Source organism: Acidithiobacillus sp. M4-SHS-6, from assembly GCF_047421495.1.
Classification (GTDB): domain Bacteria; phylum Pseudomonadota; class Gammaproteobacteria; order Acidithiobacillales; family Acidithiobacillaceae; genus Acidithiobacillus.
In genome coordinates this window covers 2,659,244-2,684,012 of sequence record NZ_CP175559.1, presented here as the reverse complement: position 1 = coordinate 2,684,012, position 24,769 = coordinate 2,659,244, and the positions used below count along the sequence as shown (strand labels likewise).

The following is a 24,769-nucleotide window of genomic DNA, read 5'->3' as shown; positions in this document are numbered from 1 at the left end:
GTAAAAAATAAAATGGAAGCACGTTTGCATACTTTGTACAAAAACGCCATCGCCCCCAAGCTGATGCAGGATTTCGGTTATAAAAGCGTGATGGAAGTCCCCAAGATCCAGAAAATCACCTTGAACATGGGTGTGGGTGAAGCGGTAGGTGACAAGAAGGTTCTTGAGGCCGCTGTGGGCGATATGACCAAGATTGCCGGCCAAAAGCCGGTGGTTACCCGTGCCCGGAAGTCTGTGGCCGCTTTCAAGATACGTGACGGTTACCCCATTGGTTGCATGGTGACCCTGCGTGGCATGGTCATGTATGAGTTTCTGGATCGCCTGGTGACGGTTGCTATTCCCCGCATTCGTGATTTTCGTGGTCTGTCACCCAAATCCTTTGACGGACGGGGAAATTATACCCTGGGTGTAAAGGAACAGATCATATTCCCGGAAATTGAATATGATAAAATCGATCGTTTGCGCGGGTTGGACGTGGTATTCACTACCACCGCCAAGAATGATGAAGAGGGCCTTGGGCTGTTAAAAGCTTTCAAGATGCCCTTCCGGGCTTGAAGGGAGTTTGACGCGTGGCAAAAAAATCATTGATTGCAAAGTCCGAAAGGACCCCAAAGTTTAAGGTGCGTGCGTACCACCGTTGCAAATTGTGCGGACGTTCACGTGGTTACTATCGGAAATTTGGTCTTTGTCGTTTGTGCCTGCGTAAGCATGCTTCGGCGGGTTCGATTCCCGGTATTGTTAAAGCGAGTTGGTGAGGAAACACGATGAGCGTAACGGACCCTATTGCTGATATGCTTACGCGCATTCGTAATGCGCAACAAGTCAACAAGGCAAAAGTATTGATTCCTGCTTCCAAATTGAAACGGGCCATTGCTCGGGTTCTGGTGGAAGAAGGCTATATAACCGAATTCCGCGAAGAAACCCTGGATGGACATCCAGTATTGAATCTGACGCTGAAATATTATGCCGGTGCTGGTGTCATTGCCGAGATCCGGCGGGTAAGCCGTCCGGGAGTACGTATTTATCGGGGTGCTGAGGATCTTCCCAGAGTGCGGGATGGCTTTGGCATCGCTATCATTTCCACATCGCAGGGCATCATGACTGATCGAGCGGCGCGCAGTGCCGGGATTGGTGGTGAAGTGCTCTGCGTGGTCTCTTAAGGGGGAATGCGCATGTCTCGAGTAGGGAAACAGCCCGTAACGCTTCCCAAGGGTGTGGAAGTGCGTGTTGTCGATCAGCATTTGCATGTGAAGGGACCCAAAGGACAGATGTCGACCGCATTTCATTCCAGTGTCAGTCTTCAGGTGGAAGATGGCGTGGCAACTTTAGGGTGGGCTGAAGGTCAAAATGCTTTTGCGGGTACCATGCGAGCCTTGCTCAATAATATGGTGCACGGCGTATCGGTGGGTTTTGAACAGAAACTCGAAATCATCGGCGTGGGTTATCGTGCCCAGGCCAAAGGCAGAACTTTGAGTTTGAGTCTGGGTTTTTCACATCCGGTGGATTATCCCGTGCCTGAAGGTATCACGATTGAAACGCCTACCCAGACGGAAATCGTGATCAAGGGCATCGATAAACAGAAAGTTGGGCAAATTGCTGCAGACATTCGCGCTTATCGTCCTCCAGAACCCTACAAGGGCAAGGGTGTGCGTTATGCTGGTGAAAATGTCCGTCGTAAAGAAGCCAAAAAGAAATAATGGTTGAGGCAGATTAATCATGAATAAAAATGTATCCAGACTCCGTCGTGCCCGGAAAACCCGTGCCCGGATCGCATCCCAGGCCAAGCCGAGACTCTGTGTTTTCCGTTCCGGGAAACACATTTACGCGCAAATCATTGATGATTCCAAAGGGATTGTCCTTGCCCAGGCCTCCAGCGTCGAAGGTGAAGTCCGGGCGACCATGCCGCGCGGGGCAGATGTGGCCGCTGCCGTGACCATCGGTCAACGGGTAGCTGCCAAAGCATTGGCTGCCGGTGTCAAGGAAGTTGCCTTTGACCGAAGCGGTTATCGTTATCATGGTCGGGTGCAAGCCCTGGCCGACGCCGCCCGCGAGGGCGGGTTGTCGTTCTGACGGAGATCTGAAAAATGGCAAGGGAAAACCGGGATACTCAACCCAGCGATGGTATGCAGGAGAAGTTGATTCATATCAATCGCGTGTCCAAAGTGGTCAAAGGCGGTCGGCAATTCGGTTTTGCGGCGTTGATGGTGGTGGGTGATGGAGATGGCAAGGTGGGCTTTGGGCGTGGTAAGGCCAAGGAAGTCCCGGCCGGCATCCAGAAGGCCACGGAACAGGCGCGTCGCTGGATGACCCAGATTCCCTTGATGCGGGGCGGCACCATTCCGTTTCCCGTCGAAGGTCGTCATGGTGCAGCCCGCGTGATGCTCCGGCCCGCCCCCGAAGGAAGTGGGGTGATTGCCGGTGGCGCCATGCGCGCCGTGTGTGAAGCTGTGGGTTTGCATAATGTGGTGGCAAAGTCGCTGGGTTCCAACAATCCCATCAATGTGGTGCGGGCGACTTTTGATGCGTTCAACAAGCTTTCCAGCCCACAGGCCATTGCCATGAAACGCGGCAAGAGCCTCAAGGAAATTCGTGGTGAGGGAGGTCATGATGAGTAAACAGTTACGCATCACGCTGGTGAAAAGTTTAATTGGCGTGACCGAAAAACATCGTCGGGTCATTGCTGGTCTTGGTCTGCGGCGTACCAACCATACGGTTGAACATTCCGATACTCCGGAAATCCGCGGCATGCTCAATAAAGTGCCTTACCTTTTGCGCTGGGAAGAGTTGTCATGAAATTAAATACGATGGCGCCTGCGGAAGGTGCCAAAAAAGATCGCCGTCGTGTCGGCCGCGGTATTGGCAGTGGCCTGGGTAAAACCGCAGGACGCGGTCACAAGGGTCAGCACGCCCGCTCCGGTGGTTACCACAAGGTGGGTTTCGAAGGTGGTCAGATGCCCTTGCAGCGCCGCATTCCTAAAAGAGGTTTTCGGAACACCTTGGGTGTGCGTAGTTGCGAAGTGACCCTGACCCAACTGGAAAATGCCGCCATTGATGGGGTGGTCGACATGGAAGGACTAGTGCTGCGGCGCATTGTGCGCGGTAGCCCTGATGTGGTGAAAGTCATCATGACCGGAGCATTGTCCCAGGCCATCACGGTACGGGGTCTGCGGGTCAGTGCGGGCGCCAAGGCAGCCATTGAAAGTGCTGGTGGAAAGGTAGAAGAGTAATGGCCGGGTTACGTAATATTGCAGGTGCCGCACAAGGTGCCGGTAAGATCAATGAATTACGTAACCGCATTCTTTTTCTGCTGGGCGCTTTGCTGGTTTTTCGGATTGGAGCCCATATTCCGGTCCCAGGCATTGATCCTGCGGCCATGGCTTCGTTCTTCCATGCGCAAAGAGGCACGATTCTGGGCATGTTCAACATGTTTTCCGGTGGCGCCCTGTCGCGTCTGACGGTTTTTGCCCTGGGTATCATGCCCTATATCAGTGCATCCATTATTTTCCAGTTGGCCGGTTCGGTTTTTCCCAAGCTGGAAGAACTCAAAAAAGAGGGTGAGTCCGGCCGCCGTAAAATTACCGAATACACGCGTTATGCCACGGTGGGGCTTGCCTTGATGCAAGGTCTGGGAATTGCCGTCGCCATTGAAAAAATGCACGCCGGTCAAGTACCGGTAGTGATTGATCCAGGTCCCCTGTTCCTGTTTACCACAACCATTTCCTTGGCTTGTGGAACGGTATTCCTGATGTGGATCGGTGAGCAAATCACCGAGCGCGGCATCGGTAACGGCATATCCCTGATCATTTTTGCCGGCATTGTGGCTGGCTTGCCCGATGCCATTGGTACCACTTTCGAGTTGATGGAGACCGGTCAGTTTCAACCGCTGTTCGTGCTTGCCCTCTTTGTTCTTGCGCTTCTGGTGACGGCCTTTGTGGTGTTCATGGAGAGCGCACAAAGGCGTGTACCCATCCAGTATGCCAAACGCCAGGTTGGGCGAAAAATTTATGGGGGCCAAAGTACGCACATGCCCCTCAAGGTGAACATGAGTGGCGTCATTCCGCCAATTTTTGCCACCAGTATTCTTCTGCTGCCCGCAACCCTTTCCGGCTGGTTTGCCAATGTCCCCGGGATGGAGTGGCTGGCCCGTTTCGGCCAGGCCTTGAGTCCTGGATCCGCGCTATACGTGGTCGTGTTTACCACAGCCATAATATTTTTCGCCTTCTTTTATACCGCGATGGTTTTTAATCCTCGGGATACTGCAGATAACCTCAAGAAATCGGGAGCTTTTGTGCCAGGCATTCGTCCGGGTGAACATACGGCGCGTTATATGGATAAGATCCTGACCCGCTTGACGCTCTGGGGGGGCATTTATTTGACCTTGGTATGTTTGCTGCCCGAATTTCTGATTGTTCAGTACAATGTGCCTTTCTATCTGGGTGGTACCAGTCTCCTGATCGTGGTGGTGGTGATGATGGACCTGATGGGCCAGATCCAGAGTCATCTCCTGACCCATCAATATGAAGGGTTGATTCGCAAGAATCCCCTGGGCGGACGTTGAGCTTGGCCAGACACATCATCTTCTTGGGAGCTCCCGGCGTGGGTAAGGGGACTCAGGCACAGCGGCTTTCCCAGTATTTGCGCTTGCCACATGTCTCTACCGGTGATATGCTCCGCGCCTCTGTTCAGTCTGGCAGTGAACTTGGTCGGCGTGCAGCAGCAGTGATGGATTCCGGAGCTTTGGTCAGTGACGATATTGTTATGGATATTGTTGCCGAGCGTCTGACCTTGCAAGATGCACTTGCTGGCGTGATATTTGATGGTTTTCCGCGCACGGTGCATCAGGCGAATGCCTTGGACCAGCTGTTGCAGCACGGCGGTAGTCAAATTGCTGCGGTCCTGCATATTGTGCTGGATGATGAAGAAATAGTAGAGCGACTGTCAGGAAGGCGTGTCTGTCCCGTTTGTGGTGCCATTTATCATGTGCGTTATCACCCTCCACGGGTAAGCGGTGTGTGTGATCAATGTGGTGCTGCGTTGCTGCAGCGCGAAGATGATCAGCCGGAAGTCATCAGAAAACGGTTGGCCGTTTATCAGGCGGAAACAGCCCCCTTGGTCGCTTATTATCACGATCGGCCTGCCTACCATCGCATCGATGGTGATGGTGCGGCGGATGAGGTTTTTGCCAGAATCGTGGAAGCGGTGAGGGAAAAAGGATAGATGTCGAAAGAAGATACTCTGGAAATGCAGGGTGAGGTCATTGAAAACTTGCCAAGCGCCACTTTTAAAGTGCGGCTCGAAAATGGGTATGTCGTCAATGCACATATATCAGGCAAAATGCGGATGCATTATATCCGCATTCTGCCTGGAGATAAGGTGACAGTAGAAATGACGCCCTATGATTTAACCAAGGGTCGCATTATATATCGTGCCAAATAGGGGAATGTGATGAAAGTGAGGGCGTCAGTAAAGAAGCTTTGCCGTAATTGCAAGATTGTCCGTCGAAACGGTGTGGTGAGGGTTATTTGTGTGGAGCCCCGTCACAAGCAACGTCAAGGTTAAGGCGGCTAAATTTATCAGTCTGTGGGCTTGGCCCACTTGGTCTTTTGGAGGAATTGCGGATGGCCCGCATTGCTGGTGTAAATATTCCAAACAACAAGCAAATTGAAATCGCCTTGACGTATATCTATGGGATTGGCAGGAACCGTTCACAGCGTATTTTGACGGCGGCCGAAATTGCTTTTGATATGCGCGTCAAGGACATCAGCGAACCCGAGCTGGAGCGCATTCGCAGCGAGGTTGCCAAGTTTCTGGTCGAGGGCGATCTTCGCCGTGAAGTCACCATGAACATCAAACGGTTGATGGACCTCGGCTGCTATCGTGGCATTCGGCATCGTCGTGGCCTTCCGGTTCACGGACAACGCACCAAGACGAATGCACGGACCCGTAAAGGTCCTGCCAAATCGATCACTCGTTAACTAGGAAGATTCCGGTAATGGCGAAAACACAGACAAACTCCCGCGTGCGGAAGAAAGTAAAAAAGAACGTACTCGACGGGGTAGCGCATATTTATGCGTCCTTCAACAATACCATCATCACCATCAGCGACCGTCAGGGTAACGTCCTGACTTGGGCGAGTTCAGGGGGTTCGGGTTTCCGTGGGTCGCGCAAAAGCACCCCTTTCGCCGCCCAGGTGGCAGCGGAAAATGCCGGGAAAAAGGCGCAGGAATATGGTGTCAAAAATCTGGATGTAGAAGTGCGTGGCCCTGGACCGGGTCGGGAAAGTACGGTTCGGGCTTTGCATTCCATCGGCTTTCGTATTGCGAGTATTCGCGACGTCACGCCGATACCCCATAACGGCTGCCGTCCGCCTAAAAAGCGGCGTGTTTAAATTTTAGGTGGAGGTTGTTCGTGGCTAAATATACGGGTCCCAGTTGTCGGTTATGTCGCCGTGAAGGTGGCAAGCTCTTTCTGAAGGGCGAGAAGTGCTTTTCGGACAAGTGTCCTGTGAGTATTCGTGCCTATGCCCCGGGTCAGCATGGTCAACGGCGGGGAAGAGTGAGCGAGTATGGCGGTCAGCTGCGTGAAAAGCAGAAGATTCGGCGTATTTATGGTGTTCTCGAAGGACAGTTCCGGCGTTATTTCGAGCGGGCCAGTCAAAAGCGTGGGGTGACCGGCGAGACCCTGCTGCGTTTGTTGGAACTGCGTCTGGACAATGTCGCCTATCGTTTGGGCTTTGGATCATCGCGGGCCGAAGCGCGTCAGGTAGTGCGCCATGGTCATGTGCTCGTCAATGGCCGCCGTGTGGATATTCCTTCTTATCAGGTGCGGGCCGGCGATGTGGTGAGTGTGGCGGAGTCTGCCCGTCAGCATGTGCGTATTGTGGCGGCGGTTGAGGCGGCGGGCGGCCGTGGTTTCCCGGAATGGGTGAGCATGGATGCAGCGTCACTCAGTGCCACCATCAAAGCCGTGCCGGCGCGTGAAGATATCGCACCGGATTTGAACGAACAGGTCGTCGTGGAGTTGTACTCTAAGTAAGACCGGGGGTGAGGAAAGCTTATGACTGATGTTGGTGATCTGTTACGCCCGCAGGGCGTAGAAGTTGAAGAAATTTCCGCACGTCGTGCGCGCCTGTCTTTGGGTCCTCTGGAGCGTGGTTTCGGTCACACCCTGGGCAGTGCTTTGCGACGTATTCTGCTTTCCTCTCTCAAGGGAGCCGCCGTCACCGAAGTGGAGATTGAAGGCGTTCTGCACGAATATTCCAGCATCGAAGGGGTGCAGGAAGACGTGGTCGATATTCTGCTCAATCTGAAAATGCTGGCGGTGCGTTCCCAGGGCCGGAGTGATGTGATGGTGACCCTGCGTAAGCGGGGCCCAGGTTTGATGACAGGCGCCGATATTGTCTCCGAACATGGCATCGAAGTCGCCAATCCTGATCAGGTCATTGCGACCCTGACCCGGGATGTGGAGCTGGTCCTGCATCTGCGCATTGATGAAGGTCGTGGTTATGATGCCGCCGCCAATCGTCGCCAAAGCCACGAAAAGCGGATTGGAGTGATGGCTTTGGATGCCAGTTTCAGTCCGGTTTTGAAGGTCAGCTATCAGGTGGAAAGCGCCCGGGTGGAACAGCGCACGGATCTGGATCGTCTGGTCCTGGATGTGGAAACCAATGGTGTCGTAGATCCGGTTTGGGCGGTTCAGGAAGGTTCACGCATCCTCCGCAGTCAATTGGAGGTGCTGGCTGGCGCTGAAAAGCGGCAAGTTCCTGAAGCCTCGCAGGTACAAGGTGGTCAGGATTTGATGCCGTTGCTGGTGCGTCCGGTGGATGATCTGGAACTGACCGTGCGCTCTGCCAATTGCCTGAAAGCGGAGGACATTTTTTATATTGGTGATCTGGTGCAAAAATCCGAGCAGGAATTGTTGAAGGCTCCCAATCTCGGCAAAAAGTCGCTCACCGAAATCAAGGAAGTGCTGGTGGCCCATGGCCTCAGTCTGGGTATGCGTATCGAGAACTGGCCGCCGGAAAACCTACCTCCGATTGCCGGACGCAGCGCAGACGTTGAAGTTAACGGCTAATGTTCAGAATTTGGTAGAAGGAATGGGTTATGCGTCATCGCAAAAGTGGTAAGCAATTAAATAGAAATAGCAGCCATCGGCAGGCCATGTTTGCCAACATGATGGTATCCTTGTTTCACCATGAGCGTATTGTTACAACGCTCCCCAAGGCCAAGGAACTGCGACGTTTTGCGGAGCCCATGATTACTTTGGCGAAGGAAGCTACAGTGGCCAAGCGCCGTCTGGCTTTCTCCCGCTTGCGGGATCGGCAGGCGGTGGTCAAGCTCTTTGATGATCTCGGGCCCCATTATGCAGCGCGTCCCGGTGGTTATCTACGTATTGTCAAATATGGGTTTCGGGCGGGTGACAATGCCCCCTTGGCTATTGTGGAACTGGTTGATCGAGAGGCAGTTGCTGACGCTTCCTGACCCTTTATCTCCGGGGTGACTTTTCCCACATCGGCCAGCGACTGCATTCCTGGCCGATTTTTTTGTGCCTGAAAGCCCTTTTCTGCTACACATTCAACATCTCTTTGTACTATATTGGTCAGGCATCGCCCCTTTCCGGCGATAGGCAACCCAAAAAAGGAGGGATTTATGCAGAAATTGACCCGCCGTGAATGGTTCAAATCCAGTGGGAAGGTCGTCATTGCGGCTGCCGTGGCTCCTGCCGTACTGGCCAATGTAGCGGAGGCTGCGACCAGCAAAGCGACGCAGGCATCTGTACAATATGTGACTCACCCCAACGGCAAGGAGATGTGCAGCAACTGCAAGTTCTTCATTCCCGGGGCTGAGCCCAAAGCAGACGGAGCCTGCAAGGTCGTCGCCGGTAAAATCAGCCCGCACGGGTACTGCACTATTTATATGCCCAAAAAATAATGAGAGAGACTTATTGATGCCCGGTACTGCCAAAACCGGCACTACCCCTTTCTGTGGCCGCAAATGTCTCCACCACCTGCATTTCCGGTCGGATAACGGGAACCAGCAGCATCTGCGCGACCCGCTCTCCGGGCTCGATGATGATTTCCTCCTGCCCGCGATTCCACAGGGACATTTTGATAGGCCCCTGATAGTCGGCATCAATGATGCCCGTGAGGTTCCCCAATACCAATCCCCGATGTCCCAGTCCGGAGCGAGGGAGTAATAGCGCGGTGATTCCGGGATCGGCGATATGCATGGCAAAACCCGCCGATATCAGCTCCACCGTGTTTGGCAACAGATATAAGGGGGCATCCAGACAGGCCCGTAAATCCATCCCGGCAGCGTCCGTGCTGGCGTAGTGGGGGAGTGGCCATTCCCGGCCGATGCGTGGGTCAAGGATGCGGATTTGCAAGTGTTTCATGGGGATCGGTAACCTCGGCAGCGAAATGATTTTGTGCAATATAGTGAATCAGATGTCTGGCCAGGTCGATTTTGCTGCAGATCGGGATTTCGGTCTGGCGTGCTCCCTCAAGGATGCTGCAGGCGTTGCTCTCGGCTCCCATTCCAGAGTCACTCCGGCTGATGTCGTTGATGACCATGATGTCCGCGCCCTTGCGCGCGGCTTTGCTGCGCGCCGATTCCAGATGGTCCCGGGTTTCTGCAGCAAAAGCGACGATGACACGCGGCCGTTGGGAATGCTGATGCACAAGGGACACAATATCCGGATTCAAGGTCAATGTCAGATGTTCAGCAATGGCCGATTTGGGCAATTTCTGCGTGCTTTGCAGCGCTGGGCGATGGTCGGCTACGGCCGCATTGGCGATAAATAAATCCGTGGGAGTTTCCAGGGCGCGCAGGCAGGCCTCCAGCATCTCCTGGGCAGAAGTGACATTTTCCCGCAACACACCCGGAGATGTTGTTTCATGACTGGGTCCGCTGATGAGATGCACTTGGGCACCTGCTTCGGCGCAGGCCTGAGCCAGGGCAAAGCCTTGCTTGCCGCTGGCGCGATTGGTGAGTCCCCTGGCGGGATCCAGGCTTTCCCAGGTCGGCCCTGCGGTGATGAGTACCTGTTTCCCGGTGAGGGTCTTGGGAGCCAGGGCAAGACGTAGTTGCGCCACAATCTGCTCCGGTTCCAGCATGCGTCCCGTACCTTCCTCGCCACAGGCCAGTGCTCCCGCTTCTGGCCCCAGAAATTGCGCTCCATATTCGCGGAGCCGCCGGGCATGATCCTGCGTAGCAGGATGTGCCCACATGCTGGCGTTCATGGCTGGAGCCAGAAATATGGGTGCATGGGTGACCAGCAACAAGGTGCTGAGCAGATCATCACCCAGTCCCAGGGCAAAGCGGGCCAGACTATTTGCCGATACGGGGGCGACGACAACGGCATCTGGCCAGCGCGCCAGGCGGATATGATCCATCGCGGCTTCTTCTTCGGCGGCAAACAAATCCTGACGTACGGGTTGGCCGCTCAGGGCTTGCAGGGTGATGGGGGTGACAAACTGGCCCGCAGCGCGGGTCATGACCACCCGTACTTCGGCGCCCAGTCGCGTCAACTCGCGCACTATTTCCGGACTTTTATATGCGGCGATGCTGCCACAAACGCCGAGCAGAATTCGTTTGCCAGCCAAGGGTTCAGTCGTGTTGAATAGAGTTCTCATGATAATCCCAGTTTAAGGGAAGGAGGGAGCAAATGGCTATTACTGATTGGCCGGTGGACGAGCGTCCCCGGGAGAGATTGTTGCAGAAGGGCGCCCAGAGTTTGTCGGATGCCGAGCTTTTGGCGATTTTTTTGCGGGTTGGCGTGGCGGGCAAGAGCGCGGTGGATGTATCCCGGGAATTGCTGCAAGGTTTTGGCGGTCTGCGCGCCTTGCTGACGGCAACACGTGACCAGTTCTGCGCTTATCATGGCATGGGTAATGCAAAATATGCTTTACTGCAGGCGGTATTGGAGATGGGACGGCGACATCTGGCGGAAGAGTGGCAACGGGGAAGCTGTCTGGATTCGCCCCAACGGGTGCGCCAGTATTTGTCGGCCAGTTTGCGCGATCGGTGTCGGGAAGTTTTCGCCGTCATTTTTCTGGATAACCGGCATCGGGTTTTAAAGCTGGAAGAAATGTTTTCGGGGACTATTGATGGAGCGACCGTGCATATCCGGGAAATCTTGAAGCGGGCTTTGGAATTGAACGCGGCGGCTTTGATCGTGGCCCATAACCACCCATCCGGTGTGGCGGAGCCCAGTTCCGCCGATTTGGCGCTGACTCGGCGGCTGGAAACCGCCATGCAATTGCTGGAACTGCGTTTGCTGGACCATTTTATTGTGGGTGATGGAGAGCCCCTGTCCTTGCGTGAGCAGGGTGGCTGGTGAATAAAAATCGGCCCATCTGGAGACGCGCTCGCTACGCCCTGCGCGGGCTGGGCATAGCCGCTCGGGAAGAAGCCAGTTTTCGTGCGGAATTATGGGCGCTGATGGGCGCCGTGCTGTTTTTGATATGGGTACATGCTTCCCTGTGGTGGTGGGGCTTGGCGCTGCTGCTCATGGCCATGCTGCTGGCGGCAGAATTGCTGAACAGTGCCGTGGAGTCCCTGGCTGATCTGGTCAGTCCAGAGTTTCACCCCCTGGTGGCTCGCGCCAAGGATTGCGGGGCGGCAGCGGTTTTTGTATTGAGTAGTGTCGGCATTCTGCTGCTGTTGCTGTTATTGTGGCAGCGCTTCCATGGGGGGAGTGGATGAGATGGGTTTTACCCGATGGCTCGTTACCGCCTATAATGATTAATGGTTATATATATATGGGCCGGGGTGGTATTTATGGTGCCCGGCTGCTTGCCAGTAGTTTTCAATACGCAGGGAGGGAGAATGGGCGTTAACGCAGGTATTACCGTTATTGCCGTCGTCTTGATCTTTATTTTACTGATCATTGCGGTGACTGCCGGCGTATTTATCCGGACCTTTCTGCGTTTGGAAAGATTGCTGGCCCGTGCAGAACAGGATGTCGGTCCCCTTATTTTTGAACTCAAGTCGGCTTTGGTGGACATCAAGAAAATGACTCAGGTCGGTCGCATACAAATGAATCGGATGGATTCCACCATGAAATATCTCAGTCGGGAAATCATGGAAACCACCGAAACCCTGGTTCAACCGGTGCAGGAACTCGGTATGTGGTACCGGGCCCTGCGCGCCGGTTGGCGCTATTTTTCACGAAAACGGTAAAGTCGGAAACGGCGAGGAGAAAGGCCATGAGAAACGCGGAAGGTTTTGTAGTGGGGATCCTGGTAGGTGCAGTGGGGGCTTTGTTGCTGGCACCGGCCAGTGGCGCGGAAACCCGACAGGAATTACGCAAGGCCATGGACAAGGGTAAAGAGCGCTTTTACAACATCGAATCACTGGCCGAAGAACGTATTGGCGTGCTGATTGATGAAATTCAGGAAAAAACCGCAAGACTGATGGATTCTGGCAGCGATCTGATGGAGTCCAAGCGGGAGGATCTGCTGGAGGCTATTCAGGTAGCCAAACGGGCATTGGCGGAGGAAAGGGATATCCTTACCCGCAGCGCCCGTGCCCGACGCGAAATTCTGCTTGAAGAGGAAGAGGACGTCTAACGAGCGGGTTGAATGCGGGACTTTTTATGGTGTAATCAATCATTTCATGGTGCGGTAGCGGATCGGTACGGCTATGATGTGCAGGCTGAATTTTTAAGGAGATACAGATGGCTGATAAATTGTTGATGGTTATGGTAAATACCGATCCTTCCAATCCCCAGGAGCTGGGTGCGCCTTTCTTCCAGGCGACCGTGGCTGCTGCCATGGATTTTGATGTGGAGGTGGTGCTGACCGCTCGGGCCGGTGAACTGGCCAAAAAGGGTGTGGCGGAAAAATTGTTCGTGATGCCCGGCAGCCCCAAGAGTGTCTATGATTTCATCAAGGATGCCCATGAAGCTGGCGTGAAGTTCTTTGCTTGCACCCCGACCCTCGAACTGTGGAATTGCACCAAGGAAGACTTGATTCCCGAAGTGTCTGACGTAGTCGGTGGTGCTTATGTGATTGAACAAGCCATGGACGACGATGTGGTCACCTTTACCTATTGATGCCAAAATGACACCGACCCATTTGGGGCCCGCTGAACATCTGTTCAGTGCGGAAGAGGTGGAAGCGGCCATCCAGAGGATGGCCGCTTCCATTAATAAGGACCTCGAACACCTGACGCCACATCGTCCGGTGGTACTGCTCTGTGTGCTGACGGGTGCCATCGTGGTGGTAGGGCAAGTCATGCCGCATCTGCATTTCCCCATGATCTTGGATTGTGTCCAGGTCAGCCGTTATGGTTCGGAAACCAGTGGTGGCGACTTGCAGTGGTGCACCCGTCCCAGGGAATCCCTCGCAGGTGCCATCGTGCTGCTGGTGGATGATATTCTCGATGAGGGAATTACCCTCAAGTCCATCCAGGATTTTTGCATGGCAGAAGGCGCCGTCGCCGTTCATACGGCGGTGATGGTACGCAAGCTGCGTCCGCGTTCTGTGGATCTGCAGGTGGATTATGTGGGCCTGGATGTTCCGGATCGCTTTGTATTTGGTTATGGTCTGGATGCTCGAGGCCTGGGGCGGAATGCCCCAGGCATTTTTGCGCTCCCGGAGGATCACTGATGGGTGTGGTTGGCATTATTGGTGGTAGTGGGTTAACCCGACTCAATAATCTCCAGATTCGCAATCGTCGGGTCGTGCGGACGCCCTTTGGAGAAGCCTCTGGTCCGCTGACTTTTGGGGAATTGGGTGGACAGGAAGTGGTATTTCTGGCCCGGCATGGATATGGGCACACCATCCCTCCCCATCGGGTGAACTATCGTGCCAATATCTGGGCCTTGCACCATGTGGGGGTCACCCATGTCATCGCCGTGGCGGCGGTGGGTGGCATCAGTGAGGCCATGCAATCCGGCGTAATTTGTGTTCCGGATCAGTTGATTGACTATACCAGTGGGCGGCCCGGTACCTTTTTTGAAGGTGGCGAAAGCATGGTGGTCCACATTGATTTCTCTGAGCCCTATTGCAGACTTATTCGTGAACGACTGCTGGAGGGGGCAAAAGTGTCGGGAGTGGCGGCGCTGGATGGGGCAACCTATGCGGCAACTCAGGGTCCCCGGCTGGAAACCATCGCGGAAATACGACGTATCGAAAAGGATGGCGGGAACATTGTCGGCATGACCGGCGCCCCGGAAGCCGTTTTGGCGCGGGAAATCGGCTTATGTTATGCACCCCTGTCCCTGGTGGTGAACCCGGCGGCGGGCAAGTCCAGTGAACCCATCACCATGGAAGCCATTGATGCGGTGATGCATGAGGGCATGGAAAGAGTCCGGACGATACTGGCCAGTACGGTTCCGCTACTGGCAGACTGTCCCCAATGTGATTGTGGCGTTTCCGTGGGGCCAGAGGCCCTCAAGCACCTGCACAGTCGGCATAATAAGTAAACAGGCCGCTTACAGGTCCTTTCCGTAGCCCCGTCGTTCTGGAAATCAGCGTAAGGTGACCAGTTCCTCGGAACTGGTGGGGTGGATGGCAATGGTATCGTCAAAATCCCGCTTGCAGGCACCCATGCGCAGGGCTACGGCAAATCCCTGCAACATTTCATCGACGCCATCCCCAATGGCATGCAGGCCGACAATTTTTTCCTCCCGCCCGACCGTCACCAGTTTCATGGCGGTTTTCACCGGGTCTTCGGAGAATGCCCGCAGCATGGGCGTGAAGCGGGTCTGATACACCTTCACGGCTTCATCCCCGTAGTGTTCCCGGGCGGCGGTTTCGCCCATGCCCACGGTGGCAATGGGCGGGTGACTGAAAATCACCGTCGGCACCAGTGAACTGTCCAGATGGCGATCGGCTTGCTGGTTGAATAAACGATCCGCCAGTCGGCGCCCGGCAGCAATGGCAACGGGGGTCAGGGCGGGGGCTCTGGTCACATCGCCCAGGGCGTAAATGCCGGAGCTGGCAGTGTTTTGAAAGGCGTCAACGGTAATGAAGCCCTGGGCATCTTTTTGCACCTCCGTATGCTCCAGGCCCAGATCGGCGCTGTTGGGGCGTCTGCCAATGGCCCAAATGACCGTATCCAGACCACCCAGGCAGTCTCCATCCTGAAAATGCAGGCATAAACCATCCTCCCGTGGCTCCAGTGCGCGGACCTGGCGCTGGGCGAGCAGGTTGATTCCCTGATGCAGCATGGCATCCATGAGATGTTCGCGGAGCATGGGCTCGAAGTCGTTCAGAAAATGATGGCGGCGCATGACCAGGGAGACATCACTGCCCAGGGCATGCAGAACGCCAGCGAGTTCTACGGCAATGTACCCTGCGCCGACAATGGCTACACAGCGCGGGGTCTGTTCCAGCTCAAAAAAACCATCCGAAGTGATGCCCAACTCAGCACCAGGAATATCCGGCCAGAGGGGCTGACCACCCGTGGCAATGACAATGTGGGGAGCCTGCAGGATTCGGTTACCGACCTGCACCTGATGGTCTCCCAGCAGACGGGCATGACCCCGCAGCAAGGTGACGCCATTGCCATCCAGACCTTGGGCATAACGGCCATTCAGGCGATGAATGTAGGCATCCCTTCGGGCCTTGAGCTGTTCCCAATGAAAAGACGGAGTGATGGCCGTAAAACCGTGTTCTTCAGCCATACGCATCTGCTCTGCCAGATGCGCCGCATTCCAGAATATTTTTTTGGGAACGCAACCGACATTGACGCAGGTTCCTCCCAGTGGACCTTCGGCAATCAGGGCGGTTCTGGCACCGTACTGGGCAGCGCGGTTCGCCGTGGCGATACCGCCACTGCCGCCGCCAATCACCATCAAATCATATTGCTGGTCCATTTACTCTCATCCTTTTCTGCGTGCAAGCACCCTTGCTCGGCGGATTATAGCCGGTTCTGAAGCACCGCATTCAGGAAATGCGGCATTTTTTACCAGCCCAGAAAATCGACGGCGGTGTCCAGCCCTCCGTAACGAATCTGAAAGTCCGCCTGTGCCCGGACCACGGCCTTGGCGTGATAGGCTATGCCGACTCCTGCCTTGCGCAGCATAGGCAGATCATTGGCTCCGTCACCTATGGCAATGCAGTGGCTGGCATCGGTGTCGGCGCTGATGGCCAATAAATCGAGAAGGTCGGCCTTGGCGTCCGCATCCACAATGTCGCCCAGCACCTGGCCGGTGATTTTCCCATCGACGATTTCCAGGGTATTGGCAAAGGCATAGTCCAGATCCAGCATCTCTTGCAGGTGCCGGGTAAACTGGGTGAAACCACCGGAAACCACTCCGGTTTCGAGCCCTTGCGCCTTGGCGGCCCGGATCAGCTCCCGGGCGCCCGGGCTGAGCTGCAGGCGTTCGCGAATGATGGCATCGATGGTACTGGCCGGCGTACCCTGCAACAGGCGCACCCGTTCCCGCAGGGAAGTCTGAAAGTCCAGCTCACCCGCCATGGAGCGTTCGGTAATGGCCGCGACCTGCCGTTTGAGACCCAGGTGGTCGGCCATTTCATCAATACATTCAATGCTGATCAGCGTGGAATCCATATCGGTCAGCAACAGCCGGAAATGGCCGGGTTCCCAGACCGGAGTCATGGCCAGATCGACCTGAATACCCTCCAACGCGTCGGTCAGTGCCCGATTGAAGGCGGGGGCAGGCCCCTGGGGACCATGCATGGCGATGGCCAGGCTGTCGCCCTGGGCATGGAGGATCCGTCCGGGCATGCAGTCTTGCAGGTGCAGGGTGGTCAATGCGCGGCGCAGGGCCTCGGCTTGCAGCGGACCCCGCAGAACCAGGCGATAGCTGTGGCAGTCGCTGGGCATGGAGGACCAAAAAACCTCCCGATCCTGATGCAGGGCCTGGCGGGACAATTCATCCAGAAAGGGCACAATTTCGCTGACGGCCACCGGCAGATGCCAGCTTTGCAGCCAGGAGCCCCAGATTTGCTGATGGCTTTCGGTACTATGGACGAATTGTCCCATGCTGGCGGGTAAGGTCATGGGGCCGCGTTCGGCAGGACTCAACAGGGCAAGGCGGGTGCTACTCATGCGGGTATCCTCAAGGCTTCGACAAGGGGGATGATGGCCTGACAACGCGCTTCGCCGTCGGGAAAGTCCTGGCGAATGCGCAGGCGCTGGGCGCCGTCCAGTTGGTAGATGCTGTGCGGGCGCTGCACCAGTTGAATGATTTTTTCCGGAGACACTTGGTTTTCCTGGGCAAATTGCAGACGGGCGCCAGAGGGGCCGGCATCGATCTGTTCAATCCCCATCTGGGTGGCGAGGAGGCGGAGCTGGGTCTGACAAAGCAGCGTTCTGGCCGGAGGGGGCAGCGGACCAAAGCGGTCCACCATTTCCACCATGATTTCACCAATGCCCGCATGGCTGCGCACATCGCTGAGACGTTTGTAAAATTGCAGGCGTAAATGCACGTCAGGCAGGTAATCCTCGGGGATCAGGGCCGCCGTGTTCAGATGAATTTCCGGCCCGCTGGCGCGTTGCTCGGCCAGACTGCGCGGATCCTTGCCAGCGCGAATGGCGGCCACCGCATCATTGAGCCATTCCATGAACAGGGTAAAACCAACTTCGTCCATGTGCCCGCTCTGTTCTTCACCCAGGAGTTCACCGGCACCACGGATTTCCAGGTCATGACTGGCCAGGGCAAAACCTACACCCAGATCTTCCAAAGACTGAATGGCGTCCAGTCGCCGGCGGGCATCATCACTCATGGCCCGTGGATCGGGGGTGAACAGGTAGGCATAAGCCCGCTGATGCGAGCGTCCCACCCGACCGCGAAGCTGGTGCAACTGCGCCAGGCCAAATTTATCCGCCCGATTGATGAGGATGGTATTGGCGTGGGGATTGTCGATGCCCGATTCGATAATGGTGGTGCTGAGCAGAATATCGAAGCGCTGATGATAAAAATCGAGCATGACCGCTTCCAGTTCGCCTTCAGGCATTTGTCCGTGGGCCACGCGGAGCCGGGCTTCGGGAAGCAGTCGCCGGAGATGGCTGGCCATCCGTTCAATATCCCGCACTTCATTGTGCAGGAAATAAATCTGGCCGCCCCGGTGCAATTCGCGCTGACAGGCTTCGACCACGACGGCGTCTTCCCAGGTTTGCACAAAAGTGCGCACTGGTTGCCGACGTTGAGGAGGCGTGGCAATGATGGATAAATCCCGCAATCCCGCCAGAGACAGGTTCAGGGTGCGGGGAATGGGGGTGGCGGTGAGCGTCAGAATATCCACTTCCGCGCGCAGCGCCTTGATCTGTTCTTTCTGGCGAACCCCGAAGCGGTGTTCTTCGTCCAGAATCAACAGGCCGAGATCCTTGAAATGCACATCCTTCTGGAGCAGGCGATGGGTGCCGATCAGAATCTGGACTTCCCCCGCCTGGGTAGCTGCCAGAATCTCCTTGTGGGTCTTGCTCTTCTGAAAGCGGGAAAGCACCTCCACCCGCAGCGGCATGCCGGCAAAGCGGTTCTGAAAATTTTCATAATGCTGCTGGGCCAGCAGAGTGGTGGGCACCAGTACGGCCACTTGCGCCCCGCCATGGGCCGCCAGAAAAGCCGCACGCAGCGCCACCTCGGTCTTGCCAAAGCCCACATCTCCACAGACCAGACGATCCATGGGATGGGGACTGGTCATGTCGGCAATCACGGCATCAATGGCTTGTTGCTGATCGGGAGTTTCTTCAAAGGGAAAACGGGAAACAAAGTCCCAATAGGCTTCATCCGGGGGTGCAAAGGCGCGTCCCTGGCGTGCCGCCCGCCGGGCATAAATGTCCAGCAGTTCGCTGGCGGCATCAATGGCCTTTTCCCGAGCCCGGGATTTGGCTTTTTCCCACTGATGACTTCCCAGCCGGGAAAGTACCGGTTCTGCGGCACCATTACCCACATACCGGGCAATGCGATCGAGATGATCGGCGGGCACATACACCAGATCTCCCTGGGCATATTCCAGAACCACATATTCATTGACGTCGCCCTGGGCCGCAAAGGGCGTGCGCATCCCCTGAAAACGACCAATACCATATTCCTCGTGGGTCACCGCATCGCCGAGCTGCAGTTCGCCCAGATCCCGGATCAACCCTTCCACATTGCGTTGCCGGATCTGGGCGCCACGTCTTTGCGCAAATACCCGATCCCCGAAAATCTGCGCTTCCGAAACGAGCGCATGCTGGACCAGACCCTTGTCCTTGATCAGCAGGCCGCGCTCCAGGGGCGCCACGGTGATGGCGATTTTTTCTGAGGAAGCCAGAAAATCCGGCCAGTTCTTCAGGCGGGCGGCAGTCAGCCCTGTCGTGGTGAGGCGTTCAGAAAGGGCTTCCTGACGGCCTGGTGATTCGGCGGCAATCAGGGCGCGTCCCTGGGGAGGGAGTTGGCGTAAAAAGTTTTCCAGCGCCGCCAATGGCTTTTCCGGGGTTCCCTGCAGGGCGGGTAAAGGTGCCGTCGGCAAGGCTTCGCCCATCCCATTTTGTTCTCCAAGGACCAGGGCGCGACTCTGCAGTGCGCTTTCCCATTCGACTGGCGTCAAAATCAGTGCTTCAGGGGGAAGAATGGGGTAATGGAAGTCGTGAGCGCGTTCTTCATGGCGTTCTTGCCAGTCATGGCGGATTTGCTGGCTGGCGTTTTCCAGGCCGGGAGGCATGAAAATAATCCCGTCCGGGGGAAAATGGGTGAGTAAGTGACTGGTTTCCGTGAAAAACAGAGGCAGATAATGCTCCGCACCCTGAGGAACCTGCCCACGACTGGCGGCCCGATACACTTCCGAGCGCTGCGGATCGCCACTGAATTTGGCCCGGAACTGACTGCGGAATTCCTGGAGGGCGGCTGCATCCACGGGGATTTCCCGCGCCGGGAGCAGGGACACCTTGCTCACTTTTTCCAGGGTTCGCTGGGTTTCGGGATCAAAAGCCCGGATGCTTTCTACCTGGGTATCGAACAGTTCGATCCGGTAGGGTAAGGGGCTGCCACTGGGAAACAGATCAATGATGCCACCGCGCCAGGCCAGTTCGCCAGGCTCGGACACTTCGCTGACATTGCGGTAGCCGGCGTCGATCAGGCGTTGGCGGAAGCTTTCGGGGGGGAGCGTGTCGCCGACGGCCAGTACAAAGGCGTGCTGGTCCAGAAAGCTTCTGGGCGGGAGACGTTGCAGGGCGGCTGCCATGGGCGCCAGACAGATGCCGCGCCAGTTGGGTAATGCTGCCAATGTTGCGAGACGGGTTGCCGTCGCATCCGCGGGGGGTGCCAGGCGATCATAGGGCAGAATCTCCCGATCCGGGAAAATCAGGGGGGCATCCAGATCGGGCGCAAAAAAGGCCCATTCGCGCTGCCATTCTTCCAGATCACGGGGATTGGGCAGCAGCACCAGCAGGGGTTTCTGCCATTGGCGGAGCATTTCGGCGGCCAGCCAGCAGTCGGCTGCCCCGAAAAGATGCTGGAAGATGCGTGTGCTACCGGCGCGAGGGGCGAGGCCCAAAGAGAGAGAATGGTCCAAAATATCCGGGGTCATATCAGCAAATACAGGGAGACTAGTGTAAGGTGCCCGTGCGCAAACTGCAAAAGCACAAACCCTTGCACCTGCTGGACAGACTGCGGATACTGCCATTGAATACCATGTATTTGAAGGCAACCTGATGAACCCAAAATCGGCAGTTGGTATGCATGCTTTGCAGCGACTTTGGCACGAGCCGTTGTTGTTCTTGCCGAAATCCCGCGCCCGGCAGGCGAATTGTTTAAACCCGAAGGGTAAGTTTTCTCCTGCCAACGGGATGAGGCCCAAAACAACCAGGGGAACAACAGGCAAGGGACGTTGGAGCAAAAAGCCTTCCTACCAACTGCCGGGTTTCCGATGAACCGGATCTGGGTGATCATTCCCGCCGGAGGGAGGGGACAGCGTTTTGGTGGAACGCAGGCCAAACAATATGTGCCGCTCCGAGGCCAGCCGGTGCTGGTGCATACCCTGAACATTTTTCTGCGGGAACTCCGGATAGCTGGCGTCCAACTGGTCCTGCCCGAGGAAGACCTGCACAGCGGATTGTGGCGGGAATGGTTGGGCGAGCAACTGGCATTGCCGTTGGCACCCGTCAGCGGCGGGAAGCAGCGTGCCGATTCCGTGCGTTTGGGTCTGGAGGCATTGCGCGAAGCCGGTGCTGCGGATACGGACTGGGTACTGGTTCATGATGCGGCCAGACCCTGCCTGCGCCGTGAGGATCTGCACATCTTGCTGGACAGCCTGCCAGCCTCACCCCAGGGCGCCTTGCTGGGCATACCGGTTGCCGATACCCTCAAACGCGAGAAAGACGCTTTGTCTTTTGGCACCGTCGACCGGGAGGGACTATGGCGGGCCTTGACTCCCCAGGCATTCCCCCTGGGAGCTTTGCTCGCCGCCCTGCGTGTGGCGCAAGAAGCAGACTCACCCATTACCGACGAAGCCTCGGCCATGGAACTGCAAGGTTGGCGTCCACGCCTGATTCAAGGACATGGGGATAATATCAAGATCACCCTGGGGGATGATCTGGCTTTGGCTGCCGCTATCCTGGCGGCCCGTGATGAGGAGAAATAATCGTGCGTGTTGGCCATGGTTTCGATGTGCATGCCCTGGTTCCAGAGCGCTTGCTGATTCTGGGCGGGGTCCAGATACCTTATGAGCGAGGGCTGGCGGGGCATTCCGATGCAGATGTGTTATTGCACGCCATTTGTGACGCCTTGCTGGGCGCTGCCGCACTGGGCGATATTGGCCGCCATTTTCCCGATACGGATCTCCGCTTCGCCGGGGCTGATTCCCGACTGCTGCTCCGCCATTGTCATGGACTGATCCAGGGAAAAGGCTTTGCGGTCGGCAATGTGGATGCCACCATCGTTTGCCAGCGCCCCAAACTGGCGCCCTACATCCCGCAAATGCGCGCACACATCGCCCAGGATCTGCAGGTTTTCGAGGACAGCATCAATGTCAAGGCGACCACTACCGAACAATTGGGTTATACCGGCCGGGGTGAGGGGATTGCCGCCCATGCGGTGGCGTTGATTCAGCATGTCTGAATGGTTTTCCCCATTTATCCGGAAGAGGATTTTCAGGTCACGGAAATCCTGCCTTTTGCCCTCTCCGGGGCGGGAGCCCATCACTGGCTCTGGATCGAAGAACGGGGACTGAATACCCAGGAAGTGGACGCCGCCCGTCGTGCCCTGCGCGCCCGCCCCGATGCCCTGGAATACCACTGGAAGGATGCGCACAGTCTGGTATGGGCATTTTCCCTCCCTGCCGGTATATATTGCCGCCGGTTGCGCGGAAGCTTTACTGGGCCGGGACCAGGAGCGTATGCACAGACTTGACCTTTGTGTTGACTAGATGCTTTAGAATGCGGACACTATCACCTCGGAGCGTAAAACGTGAGTCAATATAAGGAGGGAGACAAGTTGGATACACCTGTGACCATTGGACGCCTGGCCCGTGAGGCCGGACTGGCAGCAGAAACCCTGCGCTACTATGAGCGTATCGGACTGATTCAACCGGTGCAACGCACCCAATCCAACTACCGTCTCTATGACGGTCATGCCGGATCGCGTTTGCGCTTTATCCGCCGCGCCCAGAATCTGGGCTTTTCCCTCTCGGAAGTGAAGGAATTGCTGGATATCAGCAGCAGCGCTGAAAATGATATGGGCGAAGTCAAGGCCTTGACCGAGCAGAAAATCGCCGAAATTGATTTCAAGATTGCCGACCTGCAGAGAATGCGCAATGCCCTGGCGGTACAGACAGAGCGTTGCCCCGGTCATGGTTCGGTGAAAGACTGCCCCATTCTGGCTTCCCTGGCTGATGCCGAAGGCGACATGGTCGTGCGGCGGCACTGGGATGTGAGCCGGGATCAACCGGCCCAGCGTAGTGCCGGGCAACGCTGAGGAGTATTCATGACGAAAGTGGAGATATCCATTCAGGGGATGACCTGTCAACACTGTGTGGCGGCTGTGGAGAAGGCTCTCCGGAAAATCCCCGAAGTGCAGTCGGTTGTCGTGCAACTGGATACGCAAAGCGCCACGGTAGAGGGCACTTCCCTGGACCCTGAGGCCCTGATCCAGGCGGTTGAAGAAGAAGGCTATACGGCCCAGGTCCGCTAATTCTGTTGCCGCTGGTGTTGCCGCCAGCCCAACAGTACCCGCAAGGCGCCGCTACCCCCTTCTCCGGGACGGGCCTGGGCAAAAGCCAGCACTTCCTGATGTTGCATCAACCAGGCACCCACCAGTCTTTTCAAAACCGGTATTCGGCCAGGGGAGCCCAGTCCCTTGCCGTGCACGATACATACACAATGCCAGCGCCACTGCTGGGCTTCGTGCAAAAAGGCCGCCAACTCCAGACGGGCCTCCTCGACATTGCAGCCATGTAAATCCAGCCTCGACTGAATCCGGATCCTTCCTCTGCGCAGATCCCGGAGCAGGGCAGGGGACTGTCCCGGCTGCAAATACAGCCATTCGTCCCCGGTTTCCAGTATTTCGTCACTACTCAATGGTCGACCGAGGGCGGCGCGTACTTCCAGATCCTCTTTTTGCTTTTGTGCGGCCACGGGTGCCGGAGGTTTGGGGCGAGCCGGTGCGGGCGGTGCAGAAAAACGTTTCACATCCGCCATGGCGGCTTCAAAAAAGGCCTTTTCTTCAGGAAGGACGGAGGGCGATACCCAGGGTTGCGGTGATGGCCGCCGCCGTCTCATGATTCAACCCTCCTCCTGCTGCTCCAGCCAGCGCTCGGCGTCCAGAGCCGCCATGCAGCCGCTTCCCGCACTGGTGACCGCCTGGCGATACACATAATCCTGGACATCGCCGGCAGCAAAAATTCCTGCGATGCTGGTGGCTGTGGCCATGCCGTCCCGTCCTCCACGGGTGATCAAATAGCCACCCGCATCCATTTCCAGTTGTCCCTTGAAAATGTCGGTGTTGGGTTTGTGGCCGATGGCAATAAATACCCCCATCAGGGTTAAATCCTGGGTGTCGCCATTTTTCACATGCTTGATGCGCAGTCCGGTAACCCCGGATGCATCGCCCAGCACTTCATCCACGGCATGGTCCCAGATAATGGTCACGTTCTCCTTGGCCATGAGTTTGTCCTGCAGGATTTTCTCGGCACGGAACTTGTCGCGGCGGTGAACCACGGTGACATGCCTGGCGATGTTGCTCAGGTAGAGTGCTTCTTCCACCGCCGTGTTCCCACCACCAATCACGGCGACGTCCTGGTTGCGATAGAAAAATCCGTCACAGGTGGCGCAGGCGGAGACCCCTTTGCCACGAAATTTTTCCTCACTGGGTAAACCCAGGTATCTGGCAGAGGCCCCCGTCGCCAGAATCAGGGCATCGCAGGTGTAAACGTGTTGGTCGCCACAAAGCCGAAACGGACGTCGGCTCAGGTCGGCCTGATGGATATGGTCAAAGACGATTTCCGTATCAAAGCGTCTGGCCTGCCTTTCCAGTTGCTGCATGAGTTCCGGACCCATGATGCCCTCTGCGGCACCCGGCCAGTTATCCACATCGGTGGTGGTCATCAATTGTCCGCCAGGCTCCATGCCCTGGACCAACAGTGGCTGCAGATTGGCTCTTGCCGCGTAAATGGCGGCCGTATAACCTCCGGGCCCAGAGCCCAGAATCATTAAACGGGCGTGCTTTTCATCAATGACACTTCGGGAGTCGCTCATGGGGTTCCTCTCTAGTCAGACTAGATATTCAGTCTAACATTAACCGAGAAGGTCTGTAATGACTCCGGAGAACCCTCTGCTCATATCAATCTTACAGTTGACAGTAATACTTGCGCTTGTTA

At 56.3% G+C, this 24,769-nt stretch carries 37 protein-coding genes; 30 read left to right on the top strand and 7 right to left on the bottom strand.

Features of this window, described 5'->3' with window-relative positions:
* Positions 1 to 12 precede the first annotated feature (12 nt).
* The 18 genes from rplE (at position 13) to ACJU26_RS13885 (ending at position 8,930) form a co-directional block, all read left to right on the top strand.
* Positions 13 to 555 (top strand): 50S ribosomal protein L5, encoded by a 543-nt coding sequence (gene rplE / locus ACJU26_RS13970; protein WP_414040218.1) that lies wholly within the window; start codon positions 13 to 15, stop codon positions 553 to 555.
* Between the two features lie 14 nt (positions 556 to 569).
* Entirely contained in the window at positions 570 to 755 is a 186-nt protein-coding gene (locus ACJU26_RS13965) for a type Z 30S ribosomal protein S14 (protein WP_010639684.1), read from the top strand.
* Between the two features lie 9 nt (positions 756 to 764).
* The gene (rpsH, locus tag ACJU26_RS13960; protein WP_414040217.1) at positions 765 to 1,160 is read left to right on the top strand and encodes a 30S ribosomal protein S8; all 396 of its coding nucleotides are present in this window, start codon (positions 765 to 767) and stop codon (positions 1,158 to 1,160) included.
* Positions 1,161 to 1,172: 12 nt separating this feature from the next.
* Complete coding sequence (rplF, locus tag ACJU26_RS13955) at positions 1,173 to 1,697, top strand: 50S ribosomal protein L6 (RefSeq protein ID WP_414040216.1); 525 nt, start codon at positions 1,173 to 1,175, stop codon at positions 1,695 to 1,697.
* A 19-nt stretch (positions 1,698 to 1,716) separates the two neighbouring features.
* Positions 1,717 to 2,070 carry a 50S ribosomal protein L18 gene (gene rplR / locus ACJU26_RS13950; RefSeq protein WP_414040215.1) on the top strand — a complete coding sequence of 118 codons (354 nt, stop codon included), beginning with the start codon at positions 1,717 to 1,719 and terminating at the stop codon, positions 2,068 to 2,070.
* Positions 2,071 to 2,084: 14 nt separating this feature from the next.
* Positions 2,085 to 2,615 (top strand): 30S ribosomal protein S5, encoded by a 531-nt coding sequence (gene rpsE / locus ACJU26_RS13945; protein WP_414040214.1) that lies wholly within the window; start codon positions 2,085 to 2,087, stop codon positions 2,613 to 2,615.
* Complete coding sequence (gene rpmD / locus ACJU26_RS13940) at positions 2,608 to 2,793, top strand: 50S ribosomal protein L30 (protein WP_414041992.1); 186 nt, start codon at positions 2,608 to 2,610, stop codon at positions 2,791 to 2,793. The genes rpsE and rpmD overlap by 8 nt, the downstream gene beginning before the upstream one ends.
* A complete protein-coding gene (gene rplO, locus ACJU26_RS13935; RefSeq protein ID WP_414040213.1) occupies positions 2,790 to 3,227 on the top strand; it encodes a 50S ribosomal protein L15 in 438 nt (145 codons plus the stop codon). The genes rpmD and rplO overlap by 4 nt, the downstream gene beginning before the upstream one ends.
* Positions 3,227 to 4,558 carry a preprotein translocase subunit SecY gene (gene secY, locus ACJU26_RS13930; RefSeq protein WP_414040212.1) on the top strand — a complete coding sequence of 444 codons (1,332 nt, stop codon included), beginning with the start codon at positions 3,227 to 3,229 and terminating at the stop codon, positions 4,556 to 4,558. Before rplO ends, secY begins: the two co-directional genes overlap by 1 nt.
* Complete coding sequence (locus ACJU26_RS13925) at positions 4,555 to 5,217, top strand: adenylate kinase (protein WP_414040211.1); 663 nt, start codon at positions 4,555 to 4,557, stop codon at positions 5,215 to 5,217. Before secY ends, ACJU26_RS13925 begins: the two co-directional genes overlap by 4 nt.
* On the top strand, positions 5,218 to 5,436 hold the full coding sequence (gene infA / locus ACJU26_RS13920) for a translation initiation factor IF-1 (protein ID WP_010639668.1): 219 nt from the start codon (positions 5,218 to 5,220) through the stop codon (positions 5,434 to 5,436). It begins immediately after the preceding gene.
* 9 nt (positions 5,437 to 5,445) lie between these two features.
* Positions 5,446 to 5,559, top strand: a complete 114-nt coding sequence (gene rpmJ / locus ACJU26_RS13915; RefSeq protein ID WP_009568281.1) for a 50S ribosomal protein L36 — start codon at positions 5,446 to 5,448, stop codon at positions 5,557 to 5,559.
* Between the two features lie 59 nt (positions 5,560 to 5,618).
* Positions 5,619 to 5,975, top strand: coding sequence for a 30S ribosomal protein S13 (rpsM, locus tag ACJU26_RS13910; protein ID WP_414040210.1), 357 nt, complete (start codon positions 5,619 to 5,621; stop codon positions 5,973 to 5,975).
* Positions 5,976 to 5,992: 17 nt separating this feature from the next.
* Positions 5,993 to 6,388 (top strand): 30S ribosomal protein S11, encoded by a 396-nt coding sequence (gene rpsK, locus ACJU26_RS13905; protein ID WP_010639656.1) that lies wholly within the window; start codon positions 5,993 to 5,995, stop codon positions 6,386 to 6,388.
* A gap of 20 nt (positions 6,389 to 6,408) precedes the next feature.
* Entirely contained in the window at positions 6,409 to 7,035 is a 627-nt protein-coding gene (gene rpsD, locus ACJU26_RS13900; protein WP_414040209.1) for a 30S ribosomal protein S4, read from the top strand.
* Positions 7,036 to 7,056: 21 nt separating this feature from the next.
* Positions 7,057 to 8,073, top strand: coding sequence for a DNA-directed RNA polymerase subunit alpha (locus ACJU26_RS13895; protein WP_414040208.1), 1,017 nt, complete (start codon positions 7,057 to 7,059; stop codon positions 8,071 to 8,073).
* 29 nt (positions 8,074 to 8,102) lie between these two features.
* Positions 8,103 to 8,480: a 50S ribosomal protein L17 gene (gene rplQ / locus ACJU26_RS13890; RefSeq protein ID WP_414040207.1), complete on the top strand. Its 378-nt coding sequence runs from the start codon at positions 8,103 to 8,105 to the stop codon at positions 8,478 to 8,480.
* Positions 8,481 to 8,648: 168 nt separating this feature from the next.
* Complete coding sequence (locus tag ACJU26_RS13885; RefSeq protein WP_414040206.1) at positions 8,649 to 8,930, top strand: high-potential iron-sulfur protein; 282 nt, start codon at positions 8,649 to 8,651, stop codon at positions 8,928 to 8,930.
* A gap of 10 nt (positions 8,931 to 8,940) precedes the next feature.
* Here ACJU26_RS13885 and dut read toward each other — a convergent pair whose 3' ends face one another.
* Together dut and coaBC are read right to left on the bottom strand one after the other, a co-directional pair.
* Positions 8,941 to 9,393, bottom strand: coding sequence for a dUTP diphosphatase (dut, locus tag ACJU26_RS13880; RefSeq protein WP_414040205.1), 453 nt, complete (start codon positions 9,391 to 9,393; stop codon positions 8,941 to 8,943).
* Complete coding sequence (gene coaBC, locus ACJU26_RS13875) at positions 9,365 to 10,633, bottom strand: bifunctional phosphopantothenoylcysteine decarboxylase/phosphopantothenate--cysteine ligase CoaBC (RefSeq protein WP_414040204.1); 1,269 nt, start codon at positions 10,631 to 10,633, stop codon at positions 9,365 to 9,367. Before coaBC ends, dut begins: the two co-directional genes overlap by 29 nt.
* Before the next feature lie 32 nt (positions 10,634 to 10,665).
* On the opposite strand from coaBC, the gene radC reads away from it, so the two are divergent.
* From radC to ACJU26_RS13840, 7 genes are all read left to right on the top strand, one after another.
* Positions 10,666 to 11,340, top strand: coding sequence for a RadC family protein (gene radC, locus ACJU26_RS13870; RefSeq protein WP_414040203.1), 675 nt, complete (start codon positions 10,666 to 10,668; stop codon positions 11,338 to 11,340).
* Positions 11,337 to 11,705, top strand: a complete 369-nt coding sequence (locus tag ACJU26_RS13865) for a diacylglycerol kinase (RefSeq protein ID WP_414040202.1) — start codon at positions 11,337 to 11,339, stop codon at positions 11,703 to 11,705. Before radC ends, ACJU26_RS13865 begins: the two co-directional genes overlap by 4 nt.
* 123 nt (positions 11,706 to 11,828) lie before the next feature.
* Complete coding sequence (locus ACJU26_RS13860; protein ID WP_414040201.1) at positions 11,829 to 12,182, top strand: hypothetical protein; 354 nt, start codon at positions 11,829 to 11,831, stop codon at positions 12,180 to 12,182.
* 26 nt (positions 12,183 to 12,208) lie between these two features.
* Positions 12,209 to 12,571, top strand: coding sequence for a YtxH domain-containing protein (locus ACJU26_RS13855; RefSeq protein WP_414040200.1), 363 nt, complete (start codon positions 12,209 to 12,211; stop codon positions 12,569 to 12,571).
* A 107-nt stretch (positions 12,572 to 12,678) separates the two neighbouring features.
* Positions 12,679 to 13,056 carry a DsrE/DsrF/DrsH-like family protein gene (locus ACJU26_RS13850; RefSeq protein ID WP_414040199.1) on the top strand — a complete coding sequence of 126 codons (378 nt, stop codon included), beginning with the start codon at positions 12,679 to 12,681 and terminating at the stop codon, positions 13,054 to 13,056.
* Positions 13,057 to 13,063: 7 nt separating this feature from the next.
* Positions 13,064 to 13,612 (top strand): hypoxanthine-guanine phosphoribosyltransferase, encoded by a 549-nt coding sequence (locus tag ACJU26_RS13845; protein ID WP_414040198.1) that lies wholly within the window; start codon positions 13,064 to 13,066, stop codon positions 13,610 to 13,612.
* Entirely contained in the window at positions 13,612 to 14,430 is an 819-nt protein-coding gene (locus ACJU26_RS13840) for an S-methyl-5'-thioinosine phosphorylase (protein ID WP_414040197.1), read from the top strand. Before ACJU26_RS13845 ends, ACJU26_RS13840 begins: the two co-directional genes overlap by 1 nt.
* Positions 14,431 to 14,475: 45 nt before the next feature.
* Here ACJU26_RS13840 and gorA read toward each other — a convergent pair whose 3' ends face one another.
* The 3 genes from gorA to mfd form a co-directional block, all read right to left on the bottom strand.
* Complete coding sequence (gene gorA / locus ACJU26_RS13835; protein ID WP_414040196.1) at positions 14,476 to 15,825, bottom strand: glutathione-disulfide reductase; 1,350 nt, start codon at positions 15,823 to 15,825, stop codon at positions 14,476 to 14,478.
* 89 nt (positions 15,826 to 15,914) lie between these two features.
* Entirely contained in the window at positions 15,915 to 17,024 is a 1,110-nt protein-coding gene (serB, locus tag ACJU26_RS13830; protein ID WP_414040195.1) for a phosphoserine phosphatase SerB, read from the bottom strand.
* A complete protein-coding gene (gene mfd, locus ACJU26_RS13825) occupies positions 17,021 to 20,485 on the bottom strand; it encodes a transcription-repair coupling factor (RefSeq protein ID WP_414040194.1) in 3,465 nt (1,154 codons plus the stop codon). Before mfd ends, serB begins: the two co-directional genes overlap by 4 nt.
* A 339-nt stretch (positions 20,486 to 20,824) precedes the next feature.
* On the opposite strand from mfd, the gene ispD reads away from it, so the two are divergent.
* From ispD to ACJU26_RS13800, 5 genes are all read left to right on the top strand, one after another.
* The gene (gene ispD, locus ACJU26_RS13820; RefSeq protein ID WP_414040193.1) at positions 20,825 to 21,538 is read left to right on the top strand and encodes a 2-C-methyl-D-erythritol 4-phosphate cytidylyltransferase; all 714 of its coding nucleotides are present in this window, start codon (positions 20,825 to 20,827) and stop codon (positions 21,536 to 21,538) included.
* Complete coding sequence (gene ispF / locus ACJU26_RS13815; RefSeq protein ID WP_414041991.1) at positions 21,538 to 22,014, top strand: 2-C-methyl-D-erythritol 2,4-cyclodiphosphate synthase; 477 nt, start codon at positions 21,538 to 21,540, stop codon at positions 22,012 to 22,014. Before ispD ends, ispF begins: the two co-directional genes overlap by 1 nt.
* Positions 22,015 to 22,305, top strand: a complete 291-nt coding sequence (locus ACJU26_RS13810; RefSeq protein WP_414040192.1) for a hypothetical protein — start codon at positions 22,015 to 22,017, stop codon at positions 22,303 to 22,305. It begins immediately after the preceding gene.
* An 84-nt stretch (positions 22,306 to 22,389) separates the two neighbouring features.
* On the top strand, positions 22,390 to 22,869 hold the full coding sequence (locus ACJU26_RS13805; RefSeq protein ID WP_414040191.1) for a heavy metal-responsive transcriptional regulator: 480 nt from the start codon (positions 22,390 to 22,392) through the stop codon (positions 22,867 to 22,869).
* Between the two features lie 9 nt (positions 22,870 to 22,878).
* Entirely contained in the window at positions 22,879 to 23,085 is a 207-nt protein-coding gene (locus ACJU26_RS13800) for a CopZ family metallochaperone (protein WP_414040190.1), read from the top strand.
* On the opposite strand, the gene ACJU26_RS13795 is transcribed toward ACJU26_RS13800, so the two are convergent.
* Positions 23,082 to 23,672, bottom strand: a complete 591-nt coding sequence (locus tag ACJU26_RS13795; protein ID WP_414040189.1) for a Smr/MutS family protein — start codon at positions 23,670 to 23,672, stop codon at positions 23,082 to 23,084. The genes ACJU26_RS13800 and ACJU26_RS13795 overlap by 4 nt on opposite strands.
* Before the next feature lie 3 nt (positions 23,673 to 23,675).
* Positions 23,676 to 24,647, bottom strand: coding sequence for a thioredoxin-disulfide reductase (trxB, locus tag ACJU26_RS13790; RefSeq protein WP_414040188.1), 972 nt, complete (start codon positions 24,645 to 24,647; stop codon positions 23,676 to 23,678).
* Positions 24,648 to 24,769: the final 122 nt, after the last annotated feature.

Excerpts from the sequence above, each read along its gene's own strand:
- ACJU26_RS13860 (WP_414040201.1), top strand. The coding sequence starts at position 11,829 with ATGGGCGTTAACGCAGGTATTACCGTTATTGCCGTCGTCTTGATCTTT.
- dut (WP_414040205.1), bottom strand. The coding sequence starts at position 9,393 with ATGAAACACTTGCAAATCCGCATCCTTGACCCACGCATCGGCCGGGAA.
- serB (WP_414040195.1), bottom strand. The coding sequence starts at position 17,024 with ATGAGTAGCACCCGCCTTGCCCTGTTGAGTCCTGCCGAACGCGGCCCC.
- radC (WP_414040203.1), top strand. The coding sequence starts at position 10,666 with ATGGCTATTACTGATTGGCCGGTGGACGAGCGTCCCCGGGAGAGATTG.
- ACJU26_RS13795 (WP_414040189.1), bottom strand. The coding sequence starts at position 23,672 with ATGAGACGGCGGCGGCCATCACCGCAACCCTGGGTATCGCCCTCCGTC.
- mfd (WP_414040194.1), bottom strand. The coding sequence starts at position 20,485 with ATGACCCCGGATATTTTGGACCATTCTCTCTCTTTGGGCCTCGCCCCT.
- ACJU26_RS13885 (WP_414040206.1), top strand. The coding sequence starts at position 8,649 with ATGCAGAAATTGACCCGCCGTGAATGGTTCAAATCCAGTGGGAAGGTC.
- ACJU26_RS13855 (WP_414040200.1), top strand. The coding sequence starts at position 12,209 with ATGAGAAACGCGGAAGGTTTTGTAGTGGGGATCCTGGTAGGTGCAGTG.
- ACJU26_RS13845 (WP_414040198.1), top strand. The coding sequence starts at position 13,064 with ATGACACCGACCCATTTGGGGCCCGCTGAACATCTGTTCAGTGCGGAA.
- secY (WP_414040212.1), top strand. The coding sequence starts at position 3,227 with ATGGCCGGGTTACGTAATATTGCAGGTGCCGCACAAGGTGCCGGTAAG.
- ACJU26_RS13810 (WP_414040192.1), top strand. The coding sequence starts at position 22,015 with ATGGTTTTCCCCATTTATCCGGAAGAGGATTTTCAGGTCACGGAAATC.
- infA (WP_010639668.1), top strand. The coding sequence starts at position 5,218 with ATGTCGAAAGAAGATACTCTGGAAATGCAGGGTGAGGTCATTGAAAAC.
- rplQ (WP_414040207.1), top strand. The coding sequence starts at position 8,103 with ATGCGTCATCGCAAAAGTGGTAAGCAATTAAATAGAAATAGCAGCCAT.
- rpsE (WP_414040214.1), top strand. The coding sequence starts at position 2,085 with ATGGCAAGGGAAAACCGGGATACTCAACCCAGCGATGGTATGCAGGAG.
- ACJU26_RS13895 (WP_414040208.1), top strand. The coding sequence starts at position 7,057 with ATGACTGATGTTGGTGATCTGTTACGCCCGCAGGGCGTAGAAGTTGAA.
- rpsH (WP_414040217.1), top strand. The coding sequence starts at position 765 with ATGAGCGTAACGGACCCTATTGCTGATATGCTTACGCGCATTCGTAAT.
- gorA (WP_414040196.1), bottom strand. The coding sequence starts at position 15,825 with ATGGACCAGCAATATGATTTGATGGTGATTGGCGGCGGCAGTGGCGGT.
- rplE (WP_414040218.1), top strand. The coding sequence starts at position 13 with ATGGAAGCACGTTTGCATACTTTGTACAAAAACGCCATCGCCCCCAAG.
- rplR (WP_414040215.1), top strand. The coding sequence starts at position 1,717 with ATGAATAAAAATGTATCCAGACTCCGTCGTGCCCGGAAAACCCGTGCC.
- rplO (WP_414040213.1), top strand. The coding sequence starts at position 2,790 with ATGAAATTAAATACGATGGCGCCTGCGGAAGGTGCCAAAAAAGATCGC.
- coaBC (WP_414040204.1), bottom strand. The coding sequence starts at position 10,633 with ATGAGAACTCTATTCAACACGACTGAACCCTTGGCTGGCAAACGAATT.
- rpsM (WP_414040210.1), top strand. The coding sequence starts at position 5,619 with ATGGCCCGCATTGCTGGTGTAAATATTCCAAACAACAAGCAAATTGAA.
- rplF (WP_414040216.1), top strand. The coding sequence starts at position 1,173 with ATGTCTCGAGTAGGGAAACAGCCCGTAACGCTTCCCAAGGGTGTGGAA.
- ACJU26_RS13800 (WP_414040190.1), top strand. The coding sequence starts at position 22,879 with ATGACGAAAGTGGAGATATCCATTCAGGGGATGACCTGTCAACACTGT.
- ACJU26_RS13850 (WP_414040199.1), top strand. The coding sequence starts at position 12,679 with ATGGCTGATAAATTGTTGATGGTTATGGTAAATACCGATCCTTCCAAT.
- rpmJ (WP_009568281.1), top strand. The coding sequence starts at position 5,446 with ATGAAAGTGAGGGCGTCAGTAAAGAAGCTTTGCCGTAATTGCAAGATT.
- rpmD (WP_414041992.1), top strand. The coding sequence starts at position 2,608 with ATGAGTAAACAGTTACGCATCACGCTGGTGAAAAGTTTAATTGGCGTG.
- trxB (WP_414040188.1), bottom strand. The coding sequence starts at position 24,647 with ATGAGCGACTCCCGAAGTGTCATTGATGAAAAGCACGCCCGTTTAATG.
- ACJU26_RS13840 (WP_414040197.1), top strand. The coding sequence starts at position 13,612 with ATGGGTGTGGTTGGCATTATTGGTGGTAGTGGGTTAACCCGACTCAAT.
- ispD (WP_414040193.1), top strand. The coding sequence starts at position 20,825 with ATGAACCGGATCTGGGTGATCATTCCCGCCGGAGGGAGGGGACAGCGT.
- rpsK (WP_010639656.1), top strand. The coding sequence starts at position 5,993 with ATGGCGAAAACACAGACAAACTCCCGCGTGCGGAAGAAAGTAAAAAAG.